Annotated in this window: 18 protein-coding genes; 12 read left to right on the top strand and 6 right to left on the bottom strand. The window is 73.0% G+C overall.

Translation table 11 applies throughout. The annotated features are described in order from the left end of the window. Window positions 1-182: 182 nt before the first annotated feature. Both ACIPK4_RS22590 and ACIPK4_RS22585 read left to right on the top strand, forming a co-directional pair. Complete coding sequence (locus ACIPK4_RS22590) at window positions 183-1,376, top strand: MFS transporter (RefSeq protein ID WP_402315287.1); 1,194 nt, start codon at window positions 183-185, stop codon at window positions 1,374-1,376. After that, the gene (locus ACIPK4_RS22585) at window positions 1,373-2,356 is read left to right on the top strand and encodes a hypothetical protein (RefSeq protein ID WP_402315285.1); all 984 of its coding nucleotides are present in this window, start codon (window positions 1,373-1,375) and stop codon (window positions 2,354-2,356) included. Before ACIPK4_RS22590 ends, ACIPK4_RS22585 begins: the two co-directional genes overlap by 4 nt. 64 nt (window positions 2,357-2,420) lie before the next feature. On the opposite strand, the gene ACIPK4_RS22580 is transcribed toward ACIPK4_RS22585, so the two are convergent. Further along, window positions 2,421-4,763 carry a collagenase gene (locus ACIPK4_RS22580; RefSeq protein ID WP_402315283.1) on the bottom strand — a complete coding sequence of 781 codons (2,343 nt, stop codon included), beginning with the start codon at window positions 4,761-4,763 and terminating at the stop codon, window positions 2,421-2,423. Window positions 4,764-5,079: 316 nt separating this feature from the next. On the opposite strand from ACIPK4_RS22580, the gene ACIPK4_RS22575 reads away from it, so the two are divergent. From ACIPK4_RS22575 to ACIPK4_RS22565, 3 genes are all read left to right on the top strand, one after another. Continuing rightward, window positions 5,080-5,448, top strand: coding sequence for a hypothetical protein (locus tag ACIPK4_RS22575; protein ID WP_402315281.1), 369 nt, complete (start codon window positions 5,080-5,082; stop codon window positions 5,446-5,448). A 230-nt stretch (window positions 5,449-5,678) separates the two neighbouring features. Then, window positions 5,679-5,840: a hypothetical protein gene (locus ACIPK4_RS22570; protein WP_054221111.1), complete on the top strand. Its 162-nt coding sequence runs from the start codon at window positions 5,679-5,681 to the stop codon at window positions 5,838-5,840. 448 nt (window positions 5,841-6,288) lie between these two features. Beyond that, window positions 6,289-7,629 (top strand): phosphatase PAP2 family protein, encoded by a 1,341-nt coding sequence (locus tag ACIPK4_RS22565; protein ID WP_402315280.1) that lies wholly within the window; start codon window positions 6,289-6,291, stop codon window positions 7,627-7,629. A 93-nt stretch (window positions 7,630-7,722) separates the two neighbouring features. Here ACIPK4_RS22565 and ACIPK4_RS22560 read toward each other — a convergent pair whose 3' ends face one another. The 3 genes from ACIPK4_RS22560 to ACIPK4_RS22550 all read right to left on the bottom strand — a co-directional run bounded on the left by ACIPK4_RS22560 (window position 7,723) and on the right by ACIPK4_RS22550 (window position 9,725). Next, window positions 7,723-8,259, bottom strand: a complete 537-nt coding sequence (locus ACIPK4_RS22560) for an NUDIX hydrolase family protein (RefSeq protein WP_402315278.1) — start codon at window positions 8,257-8,259, stop codon at window positions 7,723-7,725. A gap of 72 nt (window positions 8,260-8,331) precedes the next feature. Further along, window positions 8,332-8,892: an SUKH-4 family immunity protein gene (locus ACIPK4_RS22555; RefSeq protein ID WP_402315276.1), complete on the bottom strand. Its 561-nt coding sequence runs from the start codon at window positions 8,890-8,892 to the stop codon at window positions 8,332-8,334. 494 nt (window positions 8,893-9,386) lie between these two features. Next, a complete protein-coding gene (locus tag ACIPK4_RS22550) occupies window positions 9,387-9,725 on the bottom strand; it encodes a hypothetical protein (protein WP_402315274.1) in 339 nt (112 codons plus the stop codon). A 556-nt stretch (window positions 9,726-10,281) separates the two neighbouring features. Here ACIPK4_RS22550 and ACIPK4_RS22545 point away from each other — a divergent pair. Genes ACIPK4_RS22545 through ACIPK4_RS22520 form a run of 6 tightly spaced genes read left to right on the top strand, consistent with a single transcriptional unit; the run spans window position 10,282 to window position 19,481 of the window. Then, window positions 10,282-11,340 carry a 3-oxoacyl-ACP synthase III family protein gene (locus ACIPK4_RS22545; protein WP_402315272.1) on the top strand — a complete coding sequence of 353 codons (1,059 nt, stop codon included), beginning with the start codon at window positions 10,282-10,284 and terminating at the stop codon, window positions 11,338-11,340. Between the two features lie 3 nt (window positions 11,341-11,343). Continuing rightward, complete coding sequence (locus ACIPK4_RS22540) at window positions 11,344-12,291, top strand: hypothetical protein (RefSeq protein ID WP_402315270.1); 948 nt, start codon at window positions 11,344-11,346, stop codon at window positions 12,289-12,291. 5 nt (window positions 12,292-12,296) lie between these two features. After that, window positions 12,297-14,216 (top strand): fatty acid CoA ligase family protein, encoded by a 1,920-nt coding sequence (locus ACIPK4_RS22535; protein ID WP_402315269.1) that lies wholly within the window; start codon window positions 12,297-12,299, stop codon window positions 14,214-14,216. Then, window positions 14,213-15,364 (top strand): NAD-dependent epimerase/dehydratase family protein, encoded by a 1,152-nt coding sequence (locus ACIPK4_RS22530; protein WP_402315267.1) that lies wholly within the window; start codon window positions 14,213-14,215, stop codon window positions 15,362-15,364. Before ACIPK4_RS22535 ends, ACIPK4_RS22530 begins: the two co-directional genes overlap by 4 nt. Next, window positions 15,361-18,771, top strand: a complete 3,411-nt coding sequence (locus tag ACIPK4_RS22525; protein ID WP_402315265.1) for an amino acid adenylation domain-containing protein — start codon at window positions 15,361-15,363, stop codon at window positions 18,769-18,771. The genes ACIPK4_RS22530 and ACIPK4_RS22525 overlap by 4 nt, the downstream gene beginning before the upstream one ends. Beyond that, on the top strand, window positions 18,768-19,481 hold the full coding sequence (locus ACIPK4_RS22520) for a formyltransferase family protein (RefSeq protein ID WP_402315263.1): 714 nt from the start codon (window positions 18,768-18,770) through the stop codon (window positions 19,479-19,481). Before ACIPK4_RS22525 ends, ACIPK4_RS22520 begins: the two co-directional genes overlap by 4 nt. A gap of 256 nt (window positions 19,482-19,737) precedes the next feature. Here the strand turns inward: ACIPK4_RS22520 and ACIPK4_RS22515 are convergent, their stop codons facing one another. Next, window positions 19,738-20,094, bottom strand: coding sequence for a MerR family transcriptional regulator (locus ACIPK4_RS22515; protein WP_402315261.1), 357 nt, complete (start codon window positions 20,092-20,094; stop codon window positions 19,738-19,740). A 61-nt stretch (window positions 20,095-20,155) separates the two neighbouring features. Here ACIPK4_RS22515 and ACIPK4_RS22510 point away from each other — a divergent pair, with 61 nt between their 5' ends. Next, window positions 20,156-20,944 carry an amidohydrolase family protein gene (locus ACIPK4_RS22510; RefSeq protein ID WP_402315259.1) on the top strand — a complete coding sequence of 263 codons (789 nt, stop codon included), beginning with the start codon at window positions 20,156-20,158 and terminating at the stop codon, window positions 20,942-20,944. 28 nt (window positions 20,945-20,972) lie between these two features. Here ACIPK4_RS22510 and ACIPK4_RS22505 read toward each other — a convergent pair whose 3' ends face one another. Beyond that, the gene (locus ACIPK4_RS22505) at window positions 20,973-21,518 is read right to left on the bottom strand and encodes a hypothetical protein (RefSeq protein ID WP_402315257.1); all 546 of its coding nucleotides are present in this window, start codon (window positions 21,516-21,518) and stop codon (window positions 20,973-20,975) included. Window positions 21,519-21,608: the final 90 nt, after the last annotated feature.

The raw sequence follows: 21,608 nt of genomic DNA, 5'->3' as shown, positions 1-21,608 counted from the left end.
CCCTCGGGCGCGGCCGCGGGCGCGTCAACGCACCCCCCCCCTAAATCCCGCGCCCATTTATTTCCCGGCCCCCCCCCCCCCGCCGGGCCCCCCCCCCCCCCCCCGGGGGGCCCGGGCGCCGCGTCCCCGCCACCGTCATCGCGCTGGGCGCGGTAAGTCTCGTCACGGACGTCTCCTCCGAGATGGTCACCGCCGTGCTGCCGCTCTACCTCGTTCTGGGTCTCGGCCTGTCCCCGCTCCAATTCGGCTTCCTGGACGGCATGTTCAACGGAGCCACCGCACTCGTGCGCCTGCTCGGCGGCCGCCTCGCCGACCGCGGTGGCCGCCACAAGCGCGTCGCCGGCGCGGGCTACCTGCTGTCAGCGCTGTCCCGGCTGGGGCTGCTCCTCGCCGGCGGCGCCACCGCGGGCATCGCCGCCTCGCTCGCCGCCGACCGCCTCGGCAAGGGCGTGCGCACCGCCCCGCGCGACGCGCTGATCTCCCTCAGCGGACCGCCCGAGACACTGGGCCGGGCGTTCGGCGTACACCGGGCCATGGACACCACCGGCGCGCTCCTCGGCCCGCTCGCCGCCTTCGCCGTACTGTGGGCCACCGCCGACGCCTACGACGCCGTGTTCGCCGTCAGCTTCTGTACGGGTCTGCTGGGCGTGCTCCTGCTCCTCCTGTACGTCCCTGCCGCGGCAGCCGCACCACCGGTCCGGTCAACTCCGCTTCAGTACCGGGCACTTCGCGATCCGGTCTTCCGCCGGATCCTGTACGCCGCCTGCCTGCTCGGAGCCGCCACCATCGGCGACTCCTTCCTCTACCTGCTCCTCCAGCGCCGCCTTGACCTGCCGCCCGCCCTCTTCCCGCTGCTGCCGCTCGGCGCCGCCGCCGGATACCTGCTGCTCGCCGTCCCCGTCGGCCGGATCGCCGACCGCACCGGGCGCCGGCTCCCGTTCCTCGCCGGACACGCCGCGCTGCTCGGTGCGTACGCCGTCCTGCTGCTCCCCGTCGGCCGGCTCGCCGTGGCCGCCGTGCCCGCACTCCTCGGCGCCTTCTACGCCTCCACCGACGGGGTCCTGATGGCGCTGGCCGGTCCCGTACTGCCCGGGCACCGCCGGGCCGGCGGGCTCGCGGTGCTCCAGACCGGGCAGGCGCTGGCCCGGCTGCTGGGCGCCGCGGGCTTCGGGGCCGCCTGGACCTTCTGGGGGCAGGGACCCGCACTGTGGGCCGCGGCGCTCGCACTCGCCGGCGCTCTCGCGGCCGCCTGGCGCATCCTGCCCGCATCCGCATCCGCATCCGCATCCGCATCCGCATCCGCACCGGCACCGGCACCGGCACCGGCATCCGCATCCGCCGCCGTGCCCGCCCTCGACTCCCCGGAGGCACCGTGAACCGACCGCCACAGCTCCGCCGCCTCGCCCTCGTCGTGTTCGCCGTCATGCTCCTCGGGGGCGGCTCCCTGGGCTACGTACTGCACGCCAGGCACCGCGAACTGCCCACGGCCGCCGCGGAGGGATCCTTCAGCCTGGCCGAACCGGGGCTCTACTACCGGGACTCGGCCACCGGCCGGGTCGTCCGTCGGAGCGGCACCGGAGGGCCGCCCGTCCCGGGAGGCCCCGCCTGTGAGCGTTTCCACGCCGCGGGCGAGCGCGCCCTGTGCCTGCGCAAGCTGCCCGGCATCCCGGCCCGCACCCAGGCCCTCGTACTGGACCGCCGACTGCGGGAGGTCCAGCGGGTGACCGTACCCGGCATTCCGAACCGGGCCCGTGTCTCCGCCTCCGGAAACGTGCTGGCCTGGACGGTCTTCGCGACCGGCGACTCCTACGCCACGACCGCCTTCTCCACCCGGACCTCCATCCTCGACCTGCGCACCGGCTACCTGATCAAATCGATGGAGGAGATCCCGCTGACCATCGACGGGACCCGATACCACGCCCCCGACGTCAACTACTGGGGAGTGACCTTCGCCAAGGACGACAACCGCTTCTACGCCACGGTGTCGACCAAGGGCCGCACCCACCTCGTCGAGGGGAACCTGCACGACTGGTCGGCGAAGGCCCTGCGCGAGAACGTCGAATGCCCGTCCCTGTCACCTGACGACACCCGCGTCGCCTTCAAGAAGAAGGTATCCGAAGACCCCGCGGATCCCTGGCGGTTGTACGTCCTGGACCTGGCGGACCTGCGGGAACACCCACTCGCGGAGACGCGCGGCGTCGACGACCAGGCGGCCTGGCTGGACGAAGGGACCGTCGGGTACGCCCTGCCGGGACGCGAGGGGCGAGCCGCCGACATCTGGTCGGTCCCGGCGGACGGCACGGGCGGACCCCGCCTCCTGGTCCCCGGCGGATCCTCCCCGGCCGCCGTGAGCTGACGGGAACCGGCCGGGTGCGGCGGGTTCTCGTCCGCCGGGGCCGGCCGGCCCCGGCGGACCAGGTTCACGCGTACTGCGTGGAGACGCTCACACCGCTGAAGTCCTGCGCGGCGGCGAGGCTGAAGTAGACCCAGCCGGACGGCGGGTTGTCGATCGTCAGGGTCTCACCGTTGCCGGCGTGCGTGGACTTCGCCAGATGGCTGCCGGTGGTGGCCCAACTGCCGCCGCCGTAGTACAGGTCGGCGTTGCCGGTGCCGCCGCTGCTGGTGATGGTCAGCTGTTTGACGCCGGCCGGCAGGTACATGAAGTGGTAGCTGTAGTTGCCGGCGGTGGCGGCGAGGCCGTCCCGGCGGCAGTTCCGGTCGAACTGGCGGGGGTCGCCCCCGGTGCAGAGCGGGATGGACGCGGCCTGCGGCAGCGGGCCGCAGTCTTCGGTCGCGCAGGTGGTCGTCAGCCAGGTGGCGAAGCCGGCGTCGTAGCCGGTGCCGATGGTCTGCTTCAGGAAGGTGCGGGCGCCGTTCCAGTCGCCGGTGCGGTACTTGGCGAGCACGGTCCGGACGTCGGCGGGGTGCGCCTGGAGCATGTAGCGGACCGCGAGGAAGCCCCAGCGGTAGATTCGGTTCGAGTTGACGGAGGGGTCCGGGTCCTGGTCGTAGACCGTGTCGAACAGCTCGCTGAGCTTGTAGGTCTGCTTGCCGGCCTCATGGATCGCGTCGGCGTTGCGCTCGCCCCGGTAGCCGTAGGAGATGTTCTCGGCGATTCCCTCGACCCACCAGACGGTCGGCGTGGTCATGCCGGCCTCGAAGTCCCCGGCCATGTCGTAGCGGCCGTCGAGGTAGTGGGTGTACTCGTGGTTGAGGTTCCAGATCTGGAAGGCCGGACGGAGCCAGTCGGCCTCGTGGGCGATGAAGCGGGCCTGGTTGCCGGCGGCGGCCGGGTTGCCCTCCTCGTACATGCCGCCGTTGTTGACATCGATGTCGTAGATGGCCCACGCGTACAGCGAGTACTGGGTGTAGTCGTCGAAGACGACGACCTCCAGGTCGGTGTTCAGGTCACCGGGGATCGCGCCCTCGTCGCCGATGACCCGGTGGAAGTAGGCGTCCTCGTTGACGAGGCTGGTACAGGTGGAGGCCAGCTGGCCGGGGGACATGTCCTGGGCGCGGATCTTCAGGCCCGGGCTGCACGTGTGCTGGATCGGCAGGACCGCCGGGAGCACACGGGCCCCCAGGTCGCAGATGGCGTAGGCCGCGCAGTTGTTCTTGTCGTACTCGCGCGTGTACCAGCCCAGGTTCATGGTGATCGGCGCGGTGGGACCGACGTTCGGGTAGCGGTTGATCAGGTCCTTCAGCAGCGGCCGGACCCGCTCCTTGAGTTCGGGGACGTCGAGGGCGTAGCCGAGGTAGCGTCCGACGTTGCTGACGACGTCCAGGCGGTTCAGCTGGGCACCGTTGCGCGTGATGAAGCCGGCCCAGGTGTCGAGGATGGCGGGGTCGGCCTTGAGGGCGGCCCGCCAGCCGCGGCCGTCGTCCTTGGCCTTGAAGCCGTTCTCGACGACCCACTCGACGTGTTGCATGGCGAGGTTCATCTGGCCGGGCCAGGTGCCGTCGTAGCCGGCGAGCATCCACTTGACGACGCCGGCGTACCGGCCGGCCGCGTGGGTGCTGTCGATCAGCGTGACGACCTCGTTGAAGATCTCGCCGTTGGCGTCGGTGACGTCCTTGCCGTGCGGGGAGGCGAAGAAGGCGTCCAGTGCGTTGAGCGCCGCGCCGTTCAGCGCCGTGCCGTAGTCGCCGACGACGTCGGCGTGGTTGTCCTGTACGTAGTATCCGGCGCGCAGGAACAGCACCAACTGCCCGATGGCGGCGCGGTTGTCGCCCGTGTAGCCGGCGGACGCGTCGCGCAGGGCGTCGGCGACGGTCACCATCTGGGGTTCGCGGAAGGCCTTGCGGGCGTCGTTCCCGGTGAGGTTGAACAGCGGGTAGGTGCAGGTGATCCGGGGGAGGGCCGTGAGCTCCCGGACCAACCCGGCGCCGGTGGCGTTGATCACGCCGGAGAGGTCGCCGCACCCGTCCCCGGCGGCGGCCGGTGACTGCTTGCCGGTCCTGTCGGCCTGGTCGGCCCTGAGGGGCTTGGCGGTGGGGGCGGGAGCCGGGGCGGACTCCTCGGCACCGTCCTGCGAGGAGATCCGGAAGCGGGAGCTGTTGTCCATCGCGTGGGGCGACTTGGGGACGGGGATCGACCGCGGCGCCGGAGCCGCGGTTCCCCGGGTGTCCGCACCGGCCCGGGCCGTGGCGCCGACGGTGGCGGCCTGGCTCTGCGGTGCGAACAGGCCGAGCGTGAGGAAGACGGCTGCGCCGAGCGCAGGAAGTCTGCGCGCGCTGACCCTCGATATCCGGAAGGGACGCATCTGTGGGGGCCTCCGGGGCCGTTGTGGCCGCGTGCGGGGACACGCGGGCAGCTGATGTGTGACATGTAAAATTTCACATGTCGCACCGCTGCGGAAGGCTTCTGGCCGGACTGCCGCCTCCCGCAACTGAAACGTTGTCAACTGCCGTCCGCAGCCTCGCCCGTGGAGGCCTGCGGGTGACAGGCGCGGACATGCCGCCCTGCCCGCGGCGTGGCGTGATCTTCCCGTCCGGAAACCCGCTGTCGTGGATCTCGATCAAGCCATAGGAATGAGCTGCCGTTCCCGACATGTAGTTTTCGGATCCAAGGAGACCCCTATGACCCGTTTGCGTACCGCCACCATGGCCTTCGCCGGTGCTGCGGCGATGTTCGCGCTCACGGCCGCCCCCGCCCAGGCGGCCCCGGGTGATGTGACCACGACCTGCGCGAACACCGCCACGCCCGCCGGGTACGTCGACGTCAGCTGGGGCTACAGCGCGAGCTGCGGCACCCAGAACTTCAACCCGAACATCAAGCAGATCAAGCAGCTGACCGGCCTGCCCGTGGGCACCGTCGTCCAGGCCTGTGGCTCCACCTACTACCCCGCGGGCTGGGTGCAGACCGCCTCGTACTACAGCAGCAGCTGCGTCGCCTGGCCGAACTCCGGTTTCAACAACAACGCCTGGACCCTCAAGCGCGTCTCCTGACGCCGGTCGGGAACGGGGGCCCGGCTTCAGTGCCCGGCACCCCTGCCGGGCTCGCCTTCCTTCCGCGCACCCGCGGGGCCGAGTGGCTGCGGCCGTGCAACGGGTGACGGGGCCGTCACACCGCGAGCCGGGCCACTCCGGGCGCCGGGATCTTCCGAAGAGTCGGGCGTGTAGTCCGCGAAGTCGAGGGCATTCGACGAGGGCATTCGACTCCTCGGAGGTTGGTCGTCATGGTTCCCCTGCTGCTCGTTCTTCTGCTGATCGTGCTTCTCGCCGGTGCGGGTTTCGCGCTGAAAATCCTGTGGTGGGTTGCCATTGCGATCCTGGTCCTATGGCTGCTCGGTTTCGTGGCGCGACCGAAAACCGGTGGCGGACGCTGGTATCGCTGGTAGACGGCGGCCCTGAGGCGCGCCGCACAGGAAGGGCCGGCCGCCCGCGACGGGTGGCCGGCCCTTCATGCGTCCACGGTCCGTGAGCGGGTGGAGACGGATATCGGGGGCGCGACGAACGGCTCGTCCAAAGGAATACGGGGCGGCCCCGATTTCCCGTCCTCGGGAATTCCGGCGAGCCGTTTCGCGCGGGCCGGACGCGCTACCGGTTCTATGCCCCGGCCCCGGCCCCGGCCCCGGCCCGGTCGCGTCTCCGCGGTCGCCCGCGCCCCGGGGCGTGCCGCTGCGGAGGCATCGCACGGCCCCCGCAACGGAGCGCCCCGGACCCCGACCGTCCGGGGAGGTACCCGCGGCCGACGGCGCGCGCCCGCTCATCTACCATGTTCGTTCTCATACTGATCGAGCGTAAATATGAATATCGGTTGAAGAAGTGGCATCTAGGGCATCGCGAGTGATCTCAAGGATAGGCGGCGGCGACAAGCCCGCCGCGTGGCGTCAACCACGGGTCGTGCTGTGGGTTGCGACCAGTGTGCTGGCCCTCGGGTTCCTCGTCGCACTGGAGATCGCCGCCCGCCGCTACGGCGTACCCGGACCGATCACCGACCAGGCGCGCGAGGTGGTCTTCGCGCCGCGCTCGGGGACGGTGCTGTACGCCGGCATGGCGCTGGTGATGGTGGTACTCGGCTGGCGGCAGCGGTTCATCGCCGTCGGCGCCGCGATCGGCATCGACCTCGTCTTCTGGCTCGTGCGGTGGGCCGTCGGCGCCGAGATGATGTACGGCAACGGCGCGCTGCTGGTGACCTTGGCCTGTGCCGTCATCGCCGTCACGCGCCGCACCGGCCGGGACCGTGCCCTGCTCCTGAAAGGCGTCAGTCTGGCCCTGCTGCTGGTGGCCGGTCGCAAGACCGGCTACACCTGGCTGCTGATCACGTCGAAGACGCGCCCGATGGTGCTCGACCAGTACGTGGCGACCGCGGACCACGCGCTCGGCAACCCGTCATGGGTGGCGGGCCGGATCGTCGAGGCCACCGGCACGGTCGGCTTCCGGGTCCTCGAGTTCGTCTACATCCAGCTCGCCGTGATGGCGGTCGTCGTCGCGCTCTACCAGCTGCGCAACGTGGCGGCCGAGCGCCGCTTCCCGAGGCACCACCTGGTGCGCACCTTCCTGGCCATCGGGCTGCTCGGGCCGGGCATCTACATGCTCTTCCCGGTCGTGGGACCGATCTTCGCCTTCGGTGGCGACGGGGGCCACTGGGCCGTGGCCGACCTGTGGCCGCACACGCCGACGCAGGTCGGCACCCCGCAGCCGATGCTCTTCGACGAGGTCACCCCGCGCAATTGCATGCCCAGCCTGCACACCGCGTGGGCCACCGCGATCTTCATCCATTCCCGCAAGGGCCCGTGGGCCCTGCGCATCGCCGGCGTGCTCTGGCTCATCGCCACGCTCGGCGCCACGCTGGGCTTCGGCTACCACTACGGCGCGGACATCATCGCCGGGATCGTGTTCACCGTCACGATCGAGACGGCGCTGCGCGCGTACGACCGCGGCTGGGACCGGCCGGGAATCCGGCTGGTCGTCCACGGCGCCGTGGTCTTCGCCGCGCTCTTGACGTCGTACCGCTACCTGTCGGTGGAGATGGCCACGTACCCGTGGGTCTTCGGGCCGCTGCTGATCCTGTCGGTGGCCTCGGTGGTCTACGGCTACGTACGGACCACCAGGCAGTGGGAGCGGACCGCCGCGCCGGTGGAGCTGCCGCGTCCCCGCCGCGAACGGGAGCCCGAACTGGTGTGACCGGTCGGGCGCACCGGCCACGCACCGTGCGGGCATGCCGAACCTCTCGGCATGCCCGCACGGTGTTTTCGGCGGACCGGGTGGGCTACGACTTCAGTACGTGTGTCCCACATGCGCGAGGGCCTGCTTCAGCAGCACCGCGTGGCCGCCGGGCATCTCGTTCTGCACGGCCGGCGAAGCCGCTTCCTGGGGGCTGAACCAGACGAGGTCCAAGGCGTCCTGCCGGGGACGGCAGTCACCCGTCACCGGCACGACGTAGGCGAGCGACACCGCGTGCTGGCGCGGATCGTGGTAGGCGGTGACGCCCGCCGTCGGGAAGTACTCGGCGACCGTGAAGGGCTGCAGCGAGGTGGGGACGCGGGGCAGGGCCACCGGGCCCAGGTCCTTCTCCAAGTGGCGCAGCAGCGCGTCACGGACCCGTTCATGGTGCATGACACGGCCGGACACCAGGGTGCGGCTGATCGTTCCGTCCGTCCCGATCCGCAGGAGCAGCCCGATGCTGGTGACTTCGCCGGTGTCGTCCACGCGTACGGGGACCGCCTCGACGTACAGGATTGGCATCCGTGCCCGCGCCATGTCCAGCTCATCACTGGTCAGCCAGCCGGGCGTAGTTTCGGTCATGTCAGACATCGCTTGATCATACGGTCCGGCGGGGCCGCAGCCCAGATCACACGTCTTCCGTCACGTTCGTCGGCTGCGCCGTCACAGCATGGGGTAGGAGTCGAGGAACGACTCCCAGAACTGCGCACCGCTCTCGAACGGCAGAGGGTCCCACCGGGACATGCCCTCACGGACGATCTCCTCGACGGCGGCCCAGTCGTAGGGGTCCGGGCGCTCCTCGGGACCGGGCTTCTCCACGGCGAACTTGTAGACGAGGTAGCTGAGCGAGGAGACGTCCCGGTGGATCAGCTCGTACTCGATCTCCGAATCCGGGTCGCAGACCCAGATCGTCCCGTCGCCGAGGCGGACGAACACGTCCCCCTGAAAGAGTTTCCCCAGCGGCTGCAATCTGCCGTGCGGGGTGTCCACCGGCTCGGGATCCAGCCCTTCGGCAAAGGCCCTGTCCGGATTTTCCGGATCCCGGTCCACCAGCTCCTCCAGAATCCGGAAGAGCCCTCCTGAATGCGGGATCCCGATTTCCGTCGCGAAACGCGCGCCGTCTCCGTCGGGCCATATCCGGGCCGCCGTCTCGGGCCGGAATCTCAGCAGATCGCCCGGTACCGCCCCCGCCGTGATCACGCCCCAGTCAACCTGGACCAGCATCGGTCACCACCCCTTGCATATCCGTGCACGAACTCCGGTGCACGTACGGCTCACCCTCGATATCGTCCGGATCCTAAGGGCTGCCGGCCAGGCTGGGGTTCGTCGCGGCGGGCCTCGGCGTCACGGTCCTGCCGGCGCTCGCAGCCGGGGCCGCCCGGGCGGCCATCGCCCTGGTCCCGGTGGACCCGGCGGACCCGCCCCACCGCAAGGTCTACGCCGCCACCGCAACACGGCACCACCCCGTCCCCGGCGGCCACGGCCTTCCTGACGGACCTGCGCGGGGCGGTGGGGTCGATGGGGCGCTGAACGGCGAGGGACTGGGGGCGTCCGGCCCAGAGCTGTCCGTGTGGTGAGTGGTGGTGCGGCGAGCGGTGGTGGCGGCGGGCGCGGTCTCGGCCGGACCAGCAGGACGGGACACGGGGTGTGGTCGACGATCAACCGGCCGGCGCGTCCGAGGCTGTGCGGCCCCACGGGGGTGCGGCCGCCGTCCCGCGCTAGGACGAGCAGCTCGGCACCTTCGGCGGCCGCCACGACGTCCCGTCGCCCCTGCCGCACCGGGCGCCCGGTGCGGCAGCGCGGGTGCCCCGGCCGGTCGGCTCCGGCGGCCGGCAGATGCTCGCGGGCCTCGGTGGCGAGGTGTTCCACCGTCGTGCCGGGGACGCGGTCGGGAGGGGCGCGACCCAGCAGTCCGGTATGGGCGCCTGTGCGACGCCCGGCGCCTCGTGGCCCGGGATGTGGAGCACCATCAGGTCGGCGTCCGCCGGCGCGTGGAAGCGTGCGGCGTCGACGCAGGCGGGCCAGGTGACCTCCACGATCCGGACGACGACGGTCACGGTGGCGCCGTCAACGGGGCGAACCGGGTGAAGGCCAGGCCGTGCTCCACGGGGAAGGCGCAGCCTCCGAACGCCGCATCCGCAGAAGCACTTTCCCTCGCCTTGCTTCTTGCGGTGTCGGCCTGAGCGGCGATCCGGCCATCGGCTGGCCGGAGGCCGCCGTGGCCGTTCCTGCCGCCGGGGCGGTCATCGCCACCGGCGCAACCTCGGCTCGACCGCGCCGCGGCCGAAGCCTGGATGGCCCGCCGGGCGGAGGTCTCCAAACCGCGGCCTTGGCCGCGTGAGCGGACCAAATGCTTCCGGACAGGTTTTCGAGCGCGTGCGTCGTGTGGGGAGGCGCGCAGGCCTTGCCGCGACCCGGTGTCGCAGCGGGGTCGGGTGGCCGGTATCCGACCGTATCTTCCGCATATGGGGAGCTCTGGGCGTCCGGTGAGATATCCGTACGTTACGGTAACTTCGCTGTCCGTCATTCCCGGACGCACCCTGCGCCCCTCTGTCATCCACCGCCCCGGCACCCCCATGCCCACCGGGCGGATCGCCACGGAGAACGACACACATGAGCACGACCGCATACAGCCGAATAGCCTCCTTAGGCACCCGGCTTCCCGCAACAGTCCAGACCACCCCCCAACTCGCCGCCCTGGTCCCGGGGCTGGGCGACGCGGACATCGAGAAGATCACCGGGATCGCCGAGCGGCGGGTGTGCGACCCCGATCCGGCCGCCGGCGAGGACTCGTTCGGGATGGCCCTGGCCGCCGCCCGGGACGCGCTGGCGTCCTCCCGCTACCAGGCCGCCGACCTCGACATCGTCATCTCCGCCTCGATCACCCGCTTCACACAGGGCGATCGCTTCACGTTCGAGCCGTCCTTCGCCGCCATGCTGGCGAGTGAGCTGGGCGCCCGCTCCGCCATCCATTTCGACGTCTCCAACGCCTGCGCCGGAATGATGACGGGGGTCTGGCTGCTCGACCGGATGATCCGCTCCGGTGCGGTGCGGCGCGGTCTGGTCGTCAGCGGCGAGCAGGCCACCCGCGTCGCGCAGACCGCCGCACGGGAGATGACGGATTCCTACGACCCGCAGTTCGCCTCGCTCTCCGTCGGGGACTCGGCCGCCGCGGTCGTCATGGACGTGTCCACCGATCCGGGGGACCGCATCCACTACGTCGAGCTGATGACCTGCTCCGAGTACTCCCACCTGTGCATGGGCATGCCGAGCGACCGCACCCGGGGCATCGCCCTCTACACGGACAACAAGAAGATGCACAACCGCGACCGGCTCAGGCTGTGGCCGCGCTTCCACGGAGACCTGCTGGCCAAGGGCGGGCGGTCGTTCGCCGGGGAGGGGTTCGACTACGTGATCCAGCATCAGGTCGGCACCCGTTTCATCGACTACGCCAACGCGATGGCCGAGGACGAGTTCGCCACCCCCATGCCCACCTCCCTCTCCGTGGTGGAACGCTACGGAAACACCGCCACGACCTCGCACTTCCTGACGCTGCGCGAACACCTCCGGGCGGGGACCGCCCGCCGCGGGGCCACGTTCCTGCTGGTGCCGGCGGCCTCCGGCGTGGTCACCGGTGCCCTGTCCGCGACCCTCACGAACGTGGGGGTGTGAGTCATGGGCATGATCATCACCGCCGCCGAAACCGCTGTCCCCGCCTCGGCCGCCCCCGCCACCGCGCCGCAAAGCCCCACCCGGGCACCGGCATCCGCCGTGCACCTCGCCGGCCGGGCCGCCCGAGCCTGCCTGGCCCGTGCGGGAGTGCCGGCCTCGTCGGTCGGCGTGCTCGTCAACGTCGGCGTCTACCGCGAGCACAACACCTTCGAACCTGCCATGGCGGCCCTGGTGCAGAAGGAGATCGGCATCAACCTCGACTACATCGCCGACCCCGAGCCGGCGGCGGGATTCTCGTTCGACCTGATGAACGGAGCCTGCGGCGTACTCAACGCGGTCCAGGTGGGGCAGGCGCTGCTGGAGACGGGAAGCACCGAGCGCCTGCTGATCACGGCGGCCGACGTCCACCCGGCCGGTGACGCGGACCGCGACACCGGCTACCCGTACGCGGACCTGGCCGGTGCCTTCCTGCTGGAGCGCAGCGCCGAACCCGGAGCCGGATTCGGGCCGGTGCGCCACTACACGGCAGACCGGCCCACCGACGTGGAGGGCTACCTCGACACCGGCACCATGGGCACCCGCGGGCGGACCACGATCACCGTCAGGCGCGAACCGGGCCACCGGGCGCGGCTGACCGAGCTGGCGGCGCGCGCCGTCACCGAGTACGCGCAGGAGTTCGGCCTCGACCTCGAACGGACCCTGGTGATCGGCCCGTCCGCCGGCACTGCCGCGAGCACGGCCGGCACCGGGGCCCGGGCCGGGACCTGGACCGGGGACGCTCCCGGGGTCAGGTCCGGGGCCGGGGGAGAGCCGCACACCGCCGCGCCCGTCCTCGGCTACCTCCGGGCGATGGACGGCGCACGCCGCGACGACTACGACCGGTTCCTGTTCGTGTCCGCCGGCGCCGGACCCAGCGCGGCATGTGCCGCCTACCGGCCCGAGGGATGGTGAGCGCGGTGCGTCGTACGAGCCCGGCCACCGGACGGAACGACACGGGGGAGGAGCCGAGCGGCCAGCCCGCGGAGCTGCCCGGGGGACACGAGACCGGCGGCGCCACGGGCAGCGTGCCCGGGTGGCTGGAGCGCAACGCCCGTGCCTTTCCCGACAAGCCGGCCGTGATCCACCCCCTCGGCCGCGGCTCCGCGTACGGCACGGTCACCTACGGGCAGTTGCAGGCGACGGTCGAGCAACTGGCCCGCGGATTCGAGTACGCCGGGATCACCCGGGGCACCAAGACGGTGCTGATGGCCCCGCCCGGACCGGAGCTGTTCGCGCTCGTCTTCGCGCTGTTCCGGGTCGGGGCCGTGCCCGTCGTCGTGGATCCCGGCATGGGGGTGCGGCGCATGCTGGACTGCTACCGGGCCGTGGGAGCCGAGGCGTTCATCGGGCCGCCCCTCGCCCAGCTCGTGCGCGTCCTGGGCCGCCGTACCTTCGCCGGAGTGCGGGTTCCCATCACCCTGGGGCGCCGCCGCCTCGGCCGCGGTCACACCCTGGCCGCACTGCGCGCCGCGCCCGCAGCCGGGCGCGGAACCGGAGCCGCGAGTACCTCGTGCCCGGACGGGACGGCACCGACGGACGGTGACGACCTGCTGATGATCGGCTTCACCACCGGAAGTACGGGCCCGGCCAAGGGAGTCGAGTACACCCATCGGATGGCCCTGTCCATCGCCCGCCAGATAGAGGCCGTCCACGGCCGCACCCGCGACGACGTCTCGCTGATCACGCAACCCTTCTACGGGGTGCTCGACCTGGTCTACGGCTCCACCCTCGTGCTCGCGCCCCTGGCTCCCGCCCGGGTCGCGCAGGCGGACCCGGTGCTGCTCGTGGACGCGCTGGAAAGGTTCCGCGTCACCACCGTGTTCGCCTCGCCCGCCCTGCTGCGGAACCTGGCCGGGCACCTCACCGGCGCCGCCCGGGGCAGACACCCGCTGCCCGACCTGCGCTGCGTGGTGTCCGGCGGGGCCCCGGTACCCGATGCGGTCGTCGCCACGCTGCGCCGGGTACTCGACGAGAAGGCGCGGATCCACGTGACGTACGGCGCCACGGAGGTGCTGCCGATCACCTCCATCGAGGCGGCCGAAATCCTCGGCGACCGCGACCGCGACCGCGACCGCGACCGCGACGGCGACGGCGACTCCGGCCGCGTACGCGGCGGTACCGCGGCCCGGTCCGCGGCGGGCGAGGGGACGTGCGTCGGCCGGCCCGTCCCCGGCACCCGTGTGACCATCGCCCCCGTCACCGACGGGCCGCTCGCCCGCCTGGACCCCGCCCGCACCCTGCCGGCCGGGCACATCGGCGAGATCCTGGTCCAGGGTGACTCCGTCAGCGGGCGCTACCACAACGCACCGCACTGCGACGCCCTGCACAAGGCGACCGAGGATCGACCCGGGGGCGAAGCCCCGCGCCTGTGGCACCGCACCGGTGACCTCGGCCGCCTCGACGACGAAGGACGGCTGTGGTTCTGCGGCCGCGCCGCGCAGCGCGTGCGCACCGAGTTCCGGGACCTCCACACCGTGCGCTGCGAGGGAGTCTTCAACGCCCATCCCCTGGTCCGGCGCACCGCCCTGGTCGGCATCGGGCGGCCCGGCGCACAACGGCCCGTCGTCTGCGTGGAGGTCGAGACCGCGGCGCAGGGCGCGGCCCTCGACGACAGCGGGTGGCGGCGGCTGGTGGCAGAGCTGCGCGCGATGGCCGACGCGCACGCCGCGACGACCGGTCTCCGGGAGTTCGTACGCCACCCCGGCTTCCCCGTGGACATCCGGCACAACGCCAAGATCGGCCGCGAGGAGCTGGCCCGCTGGGCCGAGCGTCGACAGAACCGGCCCGCCCCGCTGTTCTCCCGTCCGAGGCCCGGCACCCGGGGGCGGACGCTGTGAAGATCCTGGTCACCGGCGCGTCCGGATTCCTGGGCGGGCACCTGGTCGACGGCGCTCTGCGCCAAGGCCATCAGGTCCGCGCCCTCGTACGGCCCGGCAGCGATGCCGTACGGCTGCGCTCCCTGCCCGGCGTCGAGGTCGTCACCGGCGATCTCACCGACGGCGGCTCACTGGGCCGTGCGGCGGAAGGCTGCGAAGCGGTGCTGCACAGCGCGGCACGGGCCGTCGACCACGGCAGCCGCGCTCAGTTCGAGGCGGCCAACGTCACCGGCACGCTGCGGCTGCTGGCGGCCGCGCGGTCGGCTGGGACGCGGCGGTTCGTGTTTGTCTCCAGCCCGAGCGCGCTGATGCGGGTGCGGGAGGGCGACCGCCTCGGCATCGACGAGAGCACCCCGTACCCACAGCGGTGGTTCAACCACTACTGCGAGACGAAGGCGATCGCCGAACAGTACGTACGGGCGGCCGACGGACCGGAGTTCACCACCTGTGCGGTGCGCCCGCGCGCCATCTGGGGGCCGCGTGACCGCGCCGGCTTCCTGCCGCGCACGGTCGACGCCATGCGCCGCGGCCGGCTGCCCGACCTGTCGGGCGGCAAGCGGGTCCTGGTGTCGCTGTGCCACGTCGACAACGCGGTGGACGCCTGCCTGCGCGCCGCGGAAGCCCCCGCCGGGCGGGTCGGCGGCCGGGCCTACTTCGTCGTGGACCGCGAGGAGACCGACCTGTGGCCCTTCCTGGCCAAGGTGGGCGCCCTGTTCGGCTGCCGCCCGCCCGCCCCGCGCATTCCGCTCGGCCTCGGCCGCGCCATCGCCGCGTCGGTCGAGACGGGCTGGCACCTGCGCCGCCGGGCCACGGGCGCGAGCAGGGGCCGAGGCCCCGAGTCGGGGCCGCCGATGAGCCGCTACATGCTGGCGCTGCTGACCCGTTCGGCAACGTACGACGCCACCGCCGCCCGGTACGACCTCGGCTACACGGCTCCGCGCAGCCAGGTGGAAGGACTGCGGGCGCTGCACGAGTGGGTGACGGCGCAGGGCGGCGTCACGGCCTGGACCGCCCCTTCGGCGGCCTCCACCGCCTCCCCCGCGGCGGCCCGCCCACCCGCGACGCGCACCGCACCCGACCCCACCGGACAAGGGAACTCCCCGTCATGACATTCCGTCAGGCCGCAGACGCGGTCGTCGCCGCGCCCTACCGGCGGCCGGTCTCCCCCACGGAGCGCCTCTACCTCGCCGCCGGGGACGCGCGCGGAGCCATGGCCCTGCGCATCGTCGTCGAGGGGGAGGGCACACCCGACCGCGGACGCTTCCAGGCAGCGCTGGCACGGGCCGCCACGGCATGCCCGGGGTCCTCGCTCGTGCGCGCCGGCTCGATGTGGAGCGCCGAAGGGCCGCCGCCGCGGGTGCGGTACGCCGAACCGCGTGCCGGCGCACCCGCCGACGCGGTGCACGGGACGATCGTGCTGCCCGAGCCCACCCGTCCCATCCGGTCCACCCGGCCCACCCGTCCCATCCGGTCCACCCGGCCCACCCGGCCCATCCGGTCCACCAGGTCCACCAGGTCCTTGCAGGGAGCGGAGCCGCCCGGCTGCGAGGTACTCGTCGTGCCCGGAGCCGGCTCCGGCTCGGGCGCGGACGGGACACCGACCACCGTCGTGTTCAGCGCCTCGCACGCCGTGATGGACGGTCACGGCGCCCTGACCTGGGTGCGGGAAGTCTTCCGCGCGCTGAGGGGCGAGGCCCCCCAACCCGCGCTCGACGCGGACACCGACGCCGAGCTGCTGCGCCGACTGGGCCGCACCGGTCCGCGTCCCACGCCGGGGCCCGCCCGGCGTTCCCCGCTCGGAACGGCGGGCGGCGGCGCCCCGGCCCGGACGCTGTGGCTGCGCCGCTCCCTGCCCGGGCGCCATGCCGCGCTCACCGCCCGCCTCGCCCAGGCGCTGACGGACGCCGCGCGGCTCGACACCCGCGTCATGGTCCCGGTCGACCTGCGCCGCCACCGCCCCGGGATCGCGGCGACGGGCAACCTGAGCCTGCCGCTGTTCCTGGACCTGCGCCCCGGGGCCGACTGGACGGCCGCGCACTCCCACCTCCTGACCGCCCTCGCCGAGGGCCGGGAGCTCGCCGCCGGGTTCGAGACGAACCTGTCGCGGCTGCCGTCGGCCGTGACCGCCGGCGTGCTGCGTACCGCCCAGGCCCTGACGCTCCGCACCGACCGGCACCTCGCCTCGGCGGTGGTCTCGCACCTGGGCCGCCTGGACCTCGACGAGTTCTCCGGCGGTGGTTTCACGGCGTCCGCGGCGTTCGCGCTGCCGGTGCACGCCCCGCTGGTGCCGCTCTCGTTCGTCGCCGCCGAGACCGCAAGGACGACCGAGATCACGCTCGGCGTCCGCGGCGCCGGCCCGGACCTCGCCGCCCGTGCAGCGGACCTGCTGGACAGGACACTGGCCGCCCTCGCCGACCCGGCGGCGGTCCACCGGGACCGGCTGGACGTCGAGGCCCGGCGCCCCGCCCCGACACCCGCGCAACCGCAGCCGGAACCCCAACCGCAACCGGAACGGGACCCAGAACCAGAACCGCAGCAGGAACCAGAACCGGCACGCGAACCGGAGCCCGAACCGCAGCCGGAACCGGCCGCCCCCGAGCCCACCGTCGTGGACGTCTTCCGGGCCCGGGCCGCCCGCACCCCCGGTGCACCCGCCCTCGACGGGCCCGAGGGCGTGGTCACGTACGCCGAACTCGACCGGCGCTCCGAAGCGGTCGCGGCCGCGCTCGGGCGGCGTGGCATCGGACGCGGGGACCTGGTCGCACTGGTCGTCGACCGCACGCCCGCCGGAGTGTGCGCCCTGTGGGGCGTCCTCAAGGCGGGCGCCGCCTACGTGCCGCTCGACCCGGCCCATCCCGGCGCGCGGATCGGGGAGATCCTCCAGGGCTGCGCCGCCGCGCTGTGCCTGACCCGACGGCACCTGGCCGACGAGCTCGCCCCCTTCGTGTCCGGGGCGATCCTGCTGGCCGTCGACGACCTCCTCGACGGTTCCCACGCGGCCGACGCGGCCGACGCCGCCGGCGTGGCCGACGCGGATGCAGCGGGTGCCGCGGACGCCGACGCGGCCGGTCCCGCCGGACCCACCACCTCGGCGGCCATGCGGCCCACCCCCTCGGACCTCGCCTACGTGATCCACACCTCCGGTTCCACGGGCCGCCCCAAGGGCGTGCAGATCGAGCACCGCAGCCTCATGGGCTTCGTCCGGTGGATGACCGACATCGTCCGCGTCACCGAGCGCACCCGCTTCGGCTTCGCCTCCTCCTACGCCTTCGACATCTCCTGCTTCCCGCTCTTCCTGCCGCTGCTGGCCGGCGGTACGACCGTGCTCGCGCCCGGCACGCCCTCGCCCGCCGCGCTGCGCGAGCTCGTCACCGAACACCGGGCGGACACCCTCGCGCTCACCCCCTCCCACCTCGCCCTCCTCGGGCCCGCGGCCAGTCAGCCCGCACGTTCGCTGACCACCCTGCTGCTGGGAGGGGAGCCCCTCACCCCCGCCGCCGTACGGTCCGCGCGCACCGCGTTCGGGGCCGGATGCCGGGTCGTCAACGCGTACGGGCCCACCGAGGCGACCGTCGCCGTGCTCGCCCACACCGTGGACGGCACCGAGAGCGGCGCAACCGTCCCGATCGGCCTCCCCGGACCGTACGCCCGGGTGGACCTCGTCGGGGACGACGGCGAGATCATCGGCAGCAGCCCGGGGGACACGGGCCGCACCGGTGAGATCGTCGTACGCGGGGTCCAGGTGGCCCGCGGCTACCTCGGCGAGGCCGACGGCCCCTCCGACGGCCGGCCCTCCCCCTTCACCACCGGCCCCGACGGTATCCGCGCCTATCGCACCGGGGACCTCGGCCGCCGACTGGCCGACGGCGCGATCGAGTTCGCCGGGCGCATCGACGACCAGGTCAAGATCGCCGGACACCGCGTCGAACCCGCCGAAGTGGTCGCCGCCCTGGAGGCCCACACCGCCGTCCACCGGGCCCTCGTCGTGCCCCGCCGTCGCCCGCACTCGACGTCGGCCGTGTTGTGCGCGTACGCCGTGCCGCACCCCGACCACCCCGGCGGGGCCGCAGACCTGGCCGACGCCCTGCGGGCCGGTCTCGCCCGCACGCTCCCTCCCCACCTCGTCCCCGCACACGTCGTCGTGGTCGACGCGTTGCCGAGCACCGTCAGCGGGAAGACCGATCTCGACGCCCTCCCCGACCCCTTCGCCCGCGCCGTGCCGGGCGCACCCGCCCCGCACGAATCCGCGCCCGCCACTCTGGAGGCGCGCGTCCGGCACCACTGGGCGGAGATCCTCGGCGTCGACGGCGCACGGCTGTCGGCGGACTCCGACTTCCACGCCCTCGGCGGAGACTCCCTGGCCCTCGTCGAGATGCTCACCGCCGTCTCCTCGGACCTGCTGACCCCCCACCAGGCCCGGCGGTTCACGGGCCGCCTGGACTGCATGGTGCGGGACCTGACGCTCGCACAGGTCTGCGCCCACCTGACCCTCGTCCGCGAGGAGGCCACCGCGTGATCTTCGTCGGAGAAGGAGCCCTGCTGCGCCGCGCCGTCACCCACGCCGCCACCCGTGGTCACCCGGTCGACCTGGTCTGCTCCGCCGATCCACTCGACGCCGCTGCCGCCGACGCGCCCCACCTCGCGGCGGCGGACATCAACGCGCACGCCGCAACGCTGGCCCGAGCCGGCACCGACGGCATCGTCTGGTCGCTCAACAACCGGCAGATCTTCCGGGAGCCACTGCTGCGGACGGGGGACCTGCGCATCATCAACATCCACAACGGGCTGCTGCCCCGGCACCGCGGCCTGCCGTCCGTGGCCGTCCTGTTCGCCCTGCTGCACGGCGACACCGAGTACGGTGCCACCGCACACGAGGTCGACGCCGGCATCGACACCGGCCCCGTCCTGGCCGAACTCCGCTTCCCCCTCGGCCCCGAGGACCGCCACCACCAGGTCATGCTCCGTGGCATCCGCGCCTGCCAGACGCTGTTCGAGCAGATCCTCCCGTCCGTCGCCGCCGGTACGGCCGCCCCCGCGCCCGGTGCGGGGGCGGGCCCGTCCGCCTATTACGGTCTGCGGGCCCTGGAGCGGCTCGCGGCCCACCGTGACCACCCCGCCTACGCCCGGGCCACCGACCTGGGCCCCTTCACCGGCCACGCCCAGGAGCTCGCCCGGGCATTACGGCCGCCGGTGCACCCGCCACCACGACCGCCCCACTCGTCCTGACGGTCTCAGGGCGGGGACGAGTCGCGCCGGGGGAGCGGGGGCCGCGTTCAGGTCTGGCACTGCTTCGTGGACGCGGGAGACCAGCCGCTCCAGGCGGCGCCGTCAGCGCGGGCGTGCACGCGGACTTCGACCTTCACGGGCCCGCACACCCGCGTCGTGCTCCCCCGGTGCGGCGGCCTCTCCCCGAACTTTTCACCCGGAAGGGAGCAGGACCGGCCTCGGGAGGCGAGCGCTGCGGTGACACCGCCACGCCCGCTCAGTGCGGGGCCCGATCCCACCGCCGCACTTCGTCGACCAGCATCCGCCGGGTCTCCAGCAGGGCCGACACCCGGGCGTCGATGTCCGCGATCTGGCCGAGGAGCCGATCCCGGGCCCGGTCGCACGGGGTGAGGTTGCCGTCCTCGGCGAAGCAGGGGAGCAGCTGCGCGACGTCCTCGAGGTTCAGTCCGATCCCGAGCAGCAGTCTGATGCGGCGGACCCGTTCGACCGCCTGCCCGGGGAAGTCGCGGTAGCCGTTCGCCAGGCGCTGGGAGGGCAGGAGCCCGTTCGCGTCGTAGTACCGCAGCACCCGAGTGCTGGCCCCGGTCCGCTCAGCGAGCTCGCTGACCCGCACAACCATCCCCCTCGCGCCCGGACTTGACCTTGACACCGGTGTCAAAGTCTAGCGTGCACCCATGATCATCGACTTTCACGCGCACGTCACGGTCGACGTTCCGGCCCAGTTGGCCCGAGCACGGCAGGCCGGTGTCGGCCGTACGGTTCTGCAGTCGACCCGCATCCATCCCGAAGCGCCGACGACCCTCGACGGGCTGCGGGCGGAGTTCGCCCGGCTGCTCGCGGTAGTCGGCGGTGAGGCCGGTCACGAGGACGAGTTCGAGGCCGCGGTGGACGAACTCCGCGATGCCGTCGAGGCCCATCCGGGCGAGAGCGTCGCGCTGGCGCCCGTACGCCTGGACACGCCCGCCGACCGGACGCGGGCCCGGCTGGACGACCTGCTCGCCCGCCCCGGCTTCGTCGGCATCGGCGAACTGACCCCCGCTCCCGGCCGGGCGCACCTCATTGAGCCCGCGCTCGCCGTCAGCGCCGACCACGGCGGAGTGCCGGTACTGCTCCACGGCTTCGCGCCGAACACCGCCGACGATCTGCGGACGTACGCCTCGCTGGCCGCGCGCTACCGCACGGTCCCGGTCGTCGTCGGTGCACTCGGCGGATTCAACTGGCCGGAGCTGGTCGATCTGGCCCTGGACACGCCGAACCTCCACATCGACCTCTCCAGCGCCCTGCAGGTGTTCGCCGTGCGCGCCGCGGTCCGCGAGCTGCCCGAGCGGTGTCTGTTCGGGTCGAACACCCCCTACGGAGACGTGGTCGCCGCGCGGCACACGGTCGAGGCCGCCGTCACCGATCCGGCGGTCCGCGACCTGGTCCTCGGCAGCAACGCGGCCCGCCTCCTGACCGGCGGCTGACCGCTCACCGGGAGGGGAGCCGCCGGGCCTACGGGGCCGGCCGGTCCGCAGGGCGCACGGCGCGGACGCGGTCGGCGGAGAGATGGAGCTCGTACGGCAGGCAGCAGTCGGAACACAGGGTCGCGACGAGGGTCCCGCAGGCGCACAGCTGGTTCATTCCGCCGTCCGGGGTCGCCCCGCAGCAGGCGGGCGACGCGTGCCGCAGCCGCAGGCCGCGGGCGTCGTCCGGATTGATGACGATGTTGCCCCGTGGCCCCTGCGAAACCAATGGCCTCCCCTCCACGTCCGAGTGCTCTCCGTGGCGCGGCATGACCGGCCCGGGCACGTCGGCGACGACCAGCGGCGCACCGTACGGTTCCGTCTCGATCGCATAGCAGCCCGCCGGCACGGTCGCCGGGGACGGTCCCGGCTCATCGGCCTCCCACCACGCGTAGTGCGGAGCCTCGGGAACCGCGGGCAGCCTGGTGAGCGGCCCCGTCAGCGGCACGCCGCACGCCCCGCACACGAACACCACCGCGTCGCCCCCTCCGGCCCCGCCGTCGACGCCCTGGCCGTGGTTTCGCTGATCGTGCACGAGCCGACAGTACCGGGTACGACGCCGGGCCCGGCACGGCGCGGACGCCGGCCGGCGCCGGCGCACGGCTCGCGGAGATCCCGGGCCGGG

Source organism: Streptomyces sp. NPDC086989 (genome assembly GCF_044745505.1).
In the GTDB taxonomy this organism is placed as follows: Bacteria; Actinomycetota; Actinomycetes; order Streptomycetales; family Streptomycetaceae; genus Streptomyces.
The sequence above is the reverse complement of the archived record's forward strand: the minus strand, read 5'-3'. Positions and strand labels throughout refer to the sequence as shown.

Bases quoted from the DNA above. Each gene is read 5' to 3' on its own strand.
- ACIPK4_RS22570 (WP_054221111.1), top strand. From the start codon at position 5,679: ATGGTTCCCCTGCTGCTCGTTCTTCTGCTGATCGTGCTTCTCGCCGGT.
- ACIPK4_RS22525 (WP_402315265.1), top strand. From the start codon at position 15,361: ATGACATTCCGTCAGGCCGCAGACGCGGTCGTCGCCGCGCCCTACCGG.
- ACIPK4_RS22510 (WP_402315259.1), top strand. From the start codon at position 20,156: ATGATCATCGACTTTCACGCGCACGTCACGGTCGACGTTCCGGCCCAG.
- ACIPK4_RS22555 (WP_402315276.1), bottom strand. From the start codon at position 8,892: ATGCTGGTCCAGGTTGACTGGGGCGTGATCACGGCGGGGGCGGTACCG.
- ACIPK4_RS22560 (WP_402315278.1), bottom strand. From the start codon at position 8,259: ATGTCTGACATGACCGAAACTACGCCCGGCTGGCTGACCAGTGATGAG.
- ACIPK4_RS22580 (WP_402315283.1), bottom strand. From the start codon at position 4,763: ATGCGTCCCTTCCGGATATCGAGGGTCAGCGCGCGCAGACTTCCTGCG.
- ACIPK4_RS22575 (WP_402315281.1), top strand. From the start codon at position 5,080: ATGACCCGTTTGCGTACCGCCACCATGGCCTTCGCCGGTGCTGCGGCG.
- ACIPK4_RS22540 (WP_402315270.1), top strand. From the start codon at position 11,344: ATGGGCATGATCATCACCGCCGCCGAAACCGCTGTCCCCGCCTCGGCC.
- ACIPK4_RS22545 (WP_402315272.1), top strand. From the start codon at position 10,282: ATGAGCACGACCGCATACAGCCGAATAGCCTCCTTAGGCACCCGGCTT.
- ACIPK4_RS22590 (WP_402315287.1), top strand. From the start codon at position 183: ATGGTCACCGCCGTGCTGCCGCTCTACCTCGTTCTGGGTCTCGGCCTG.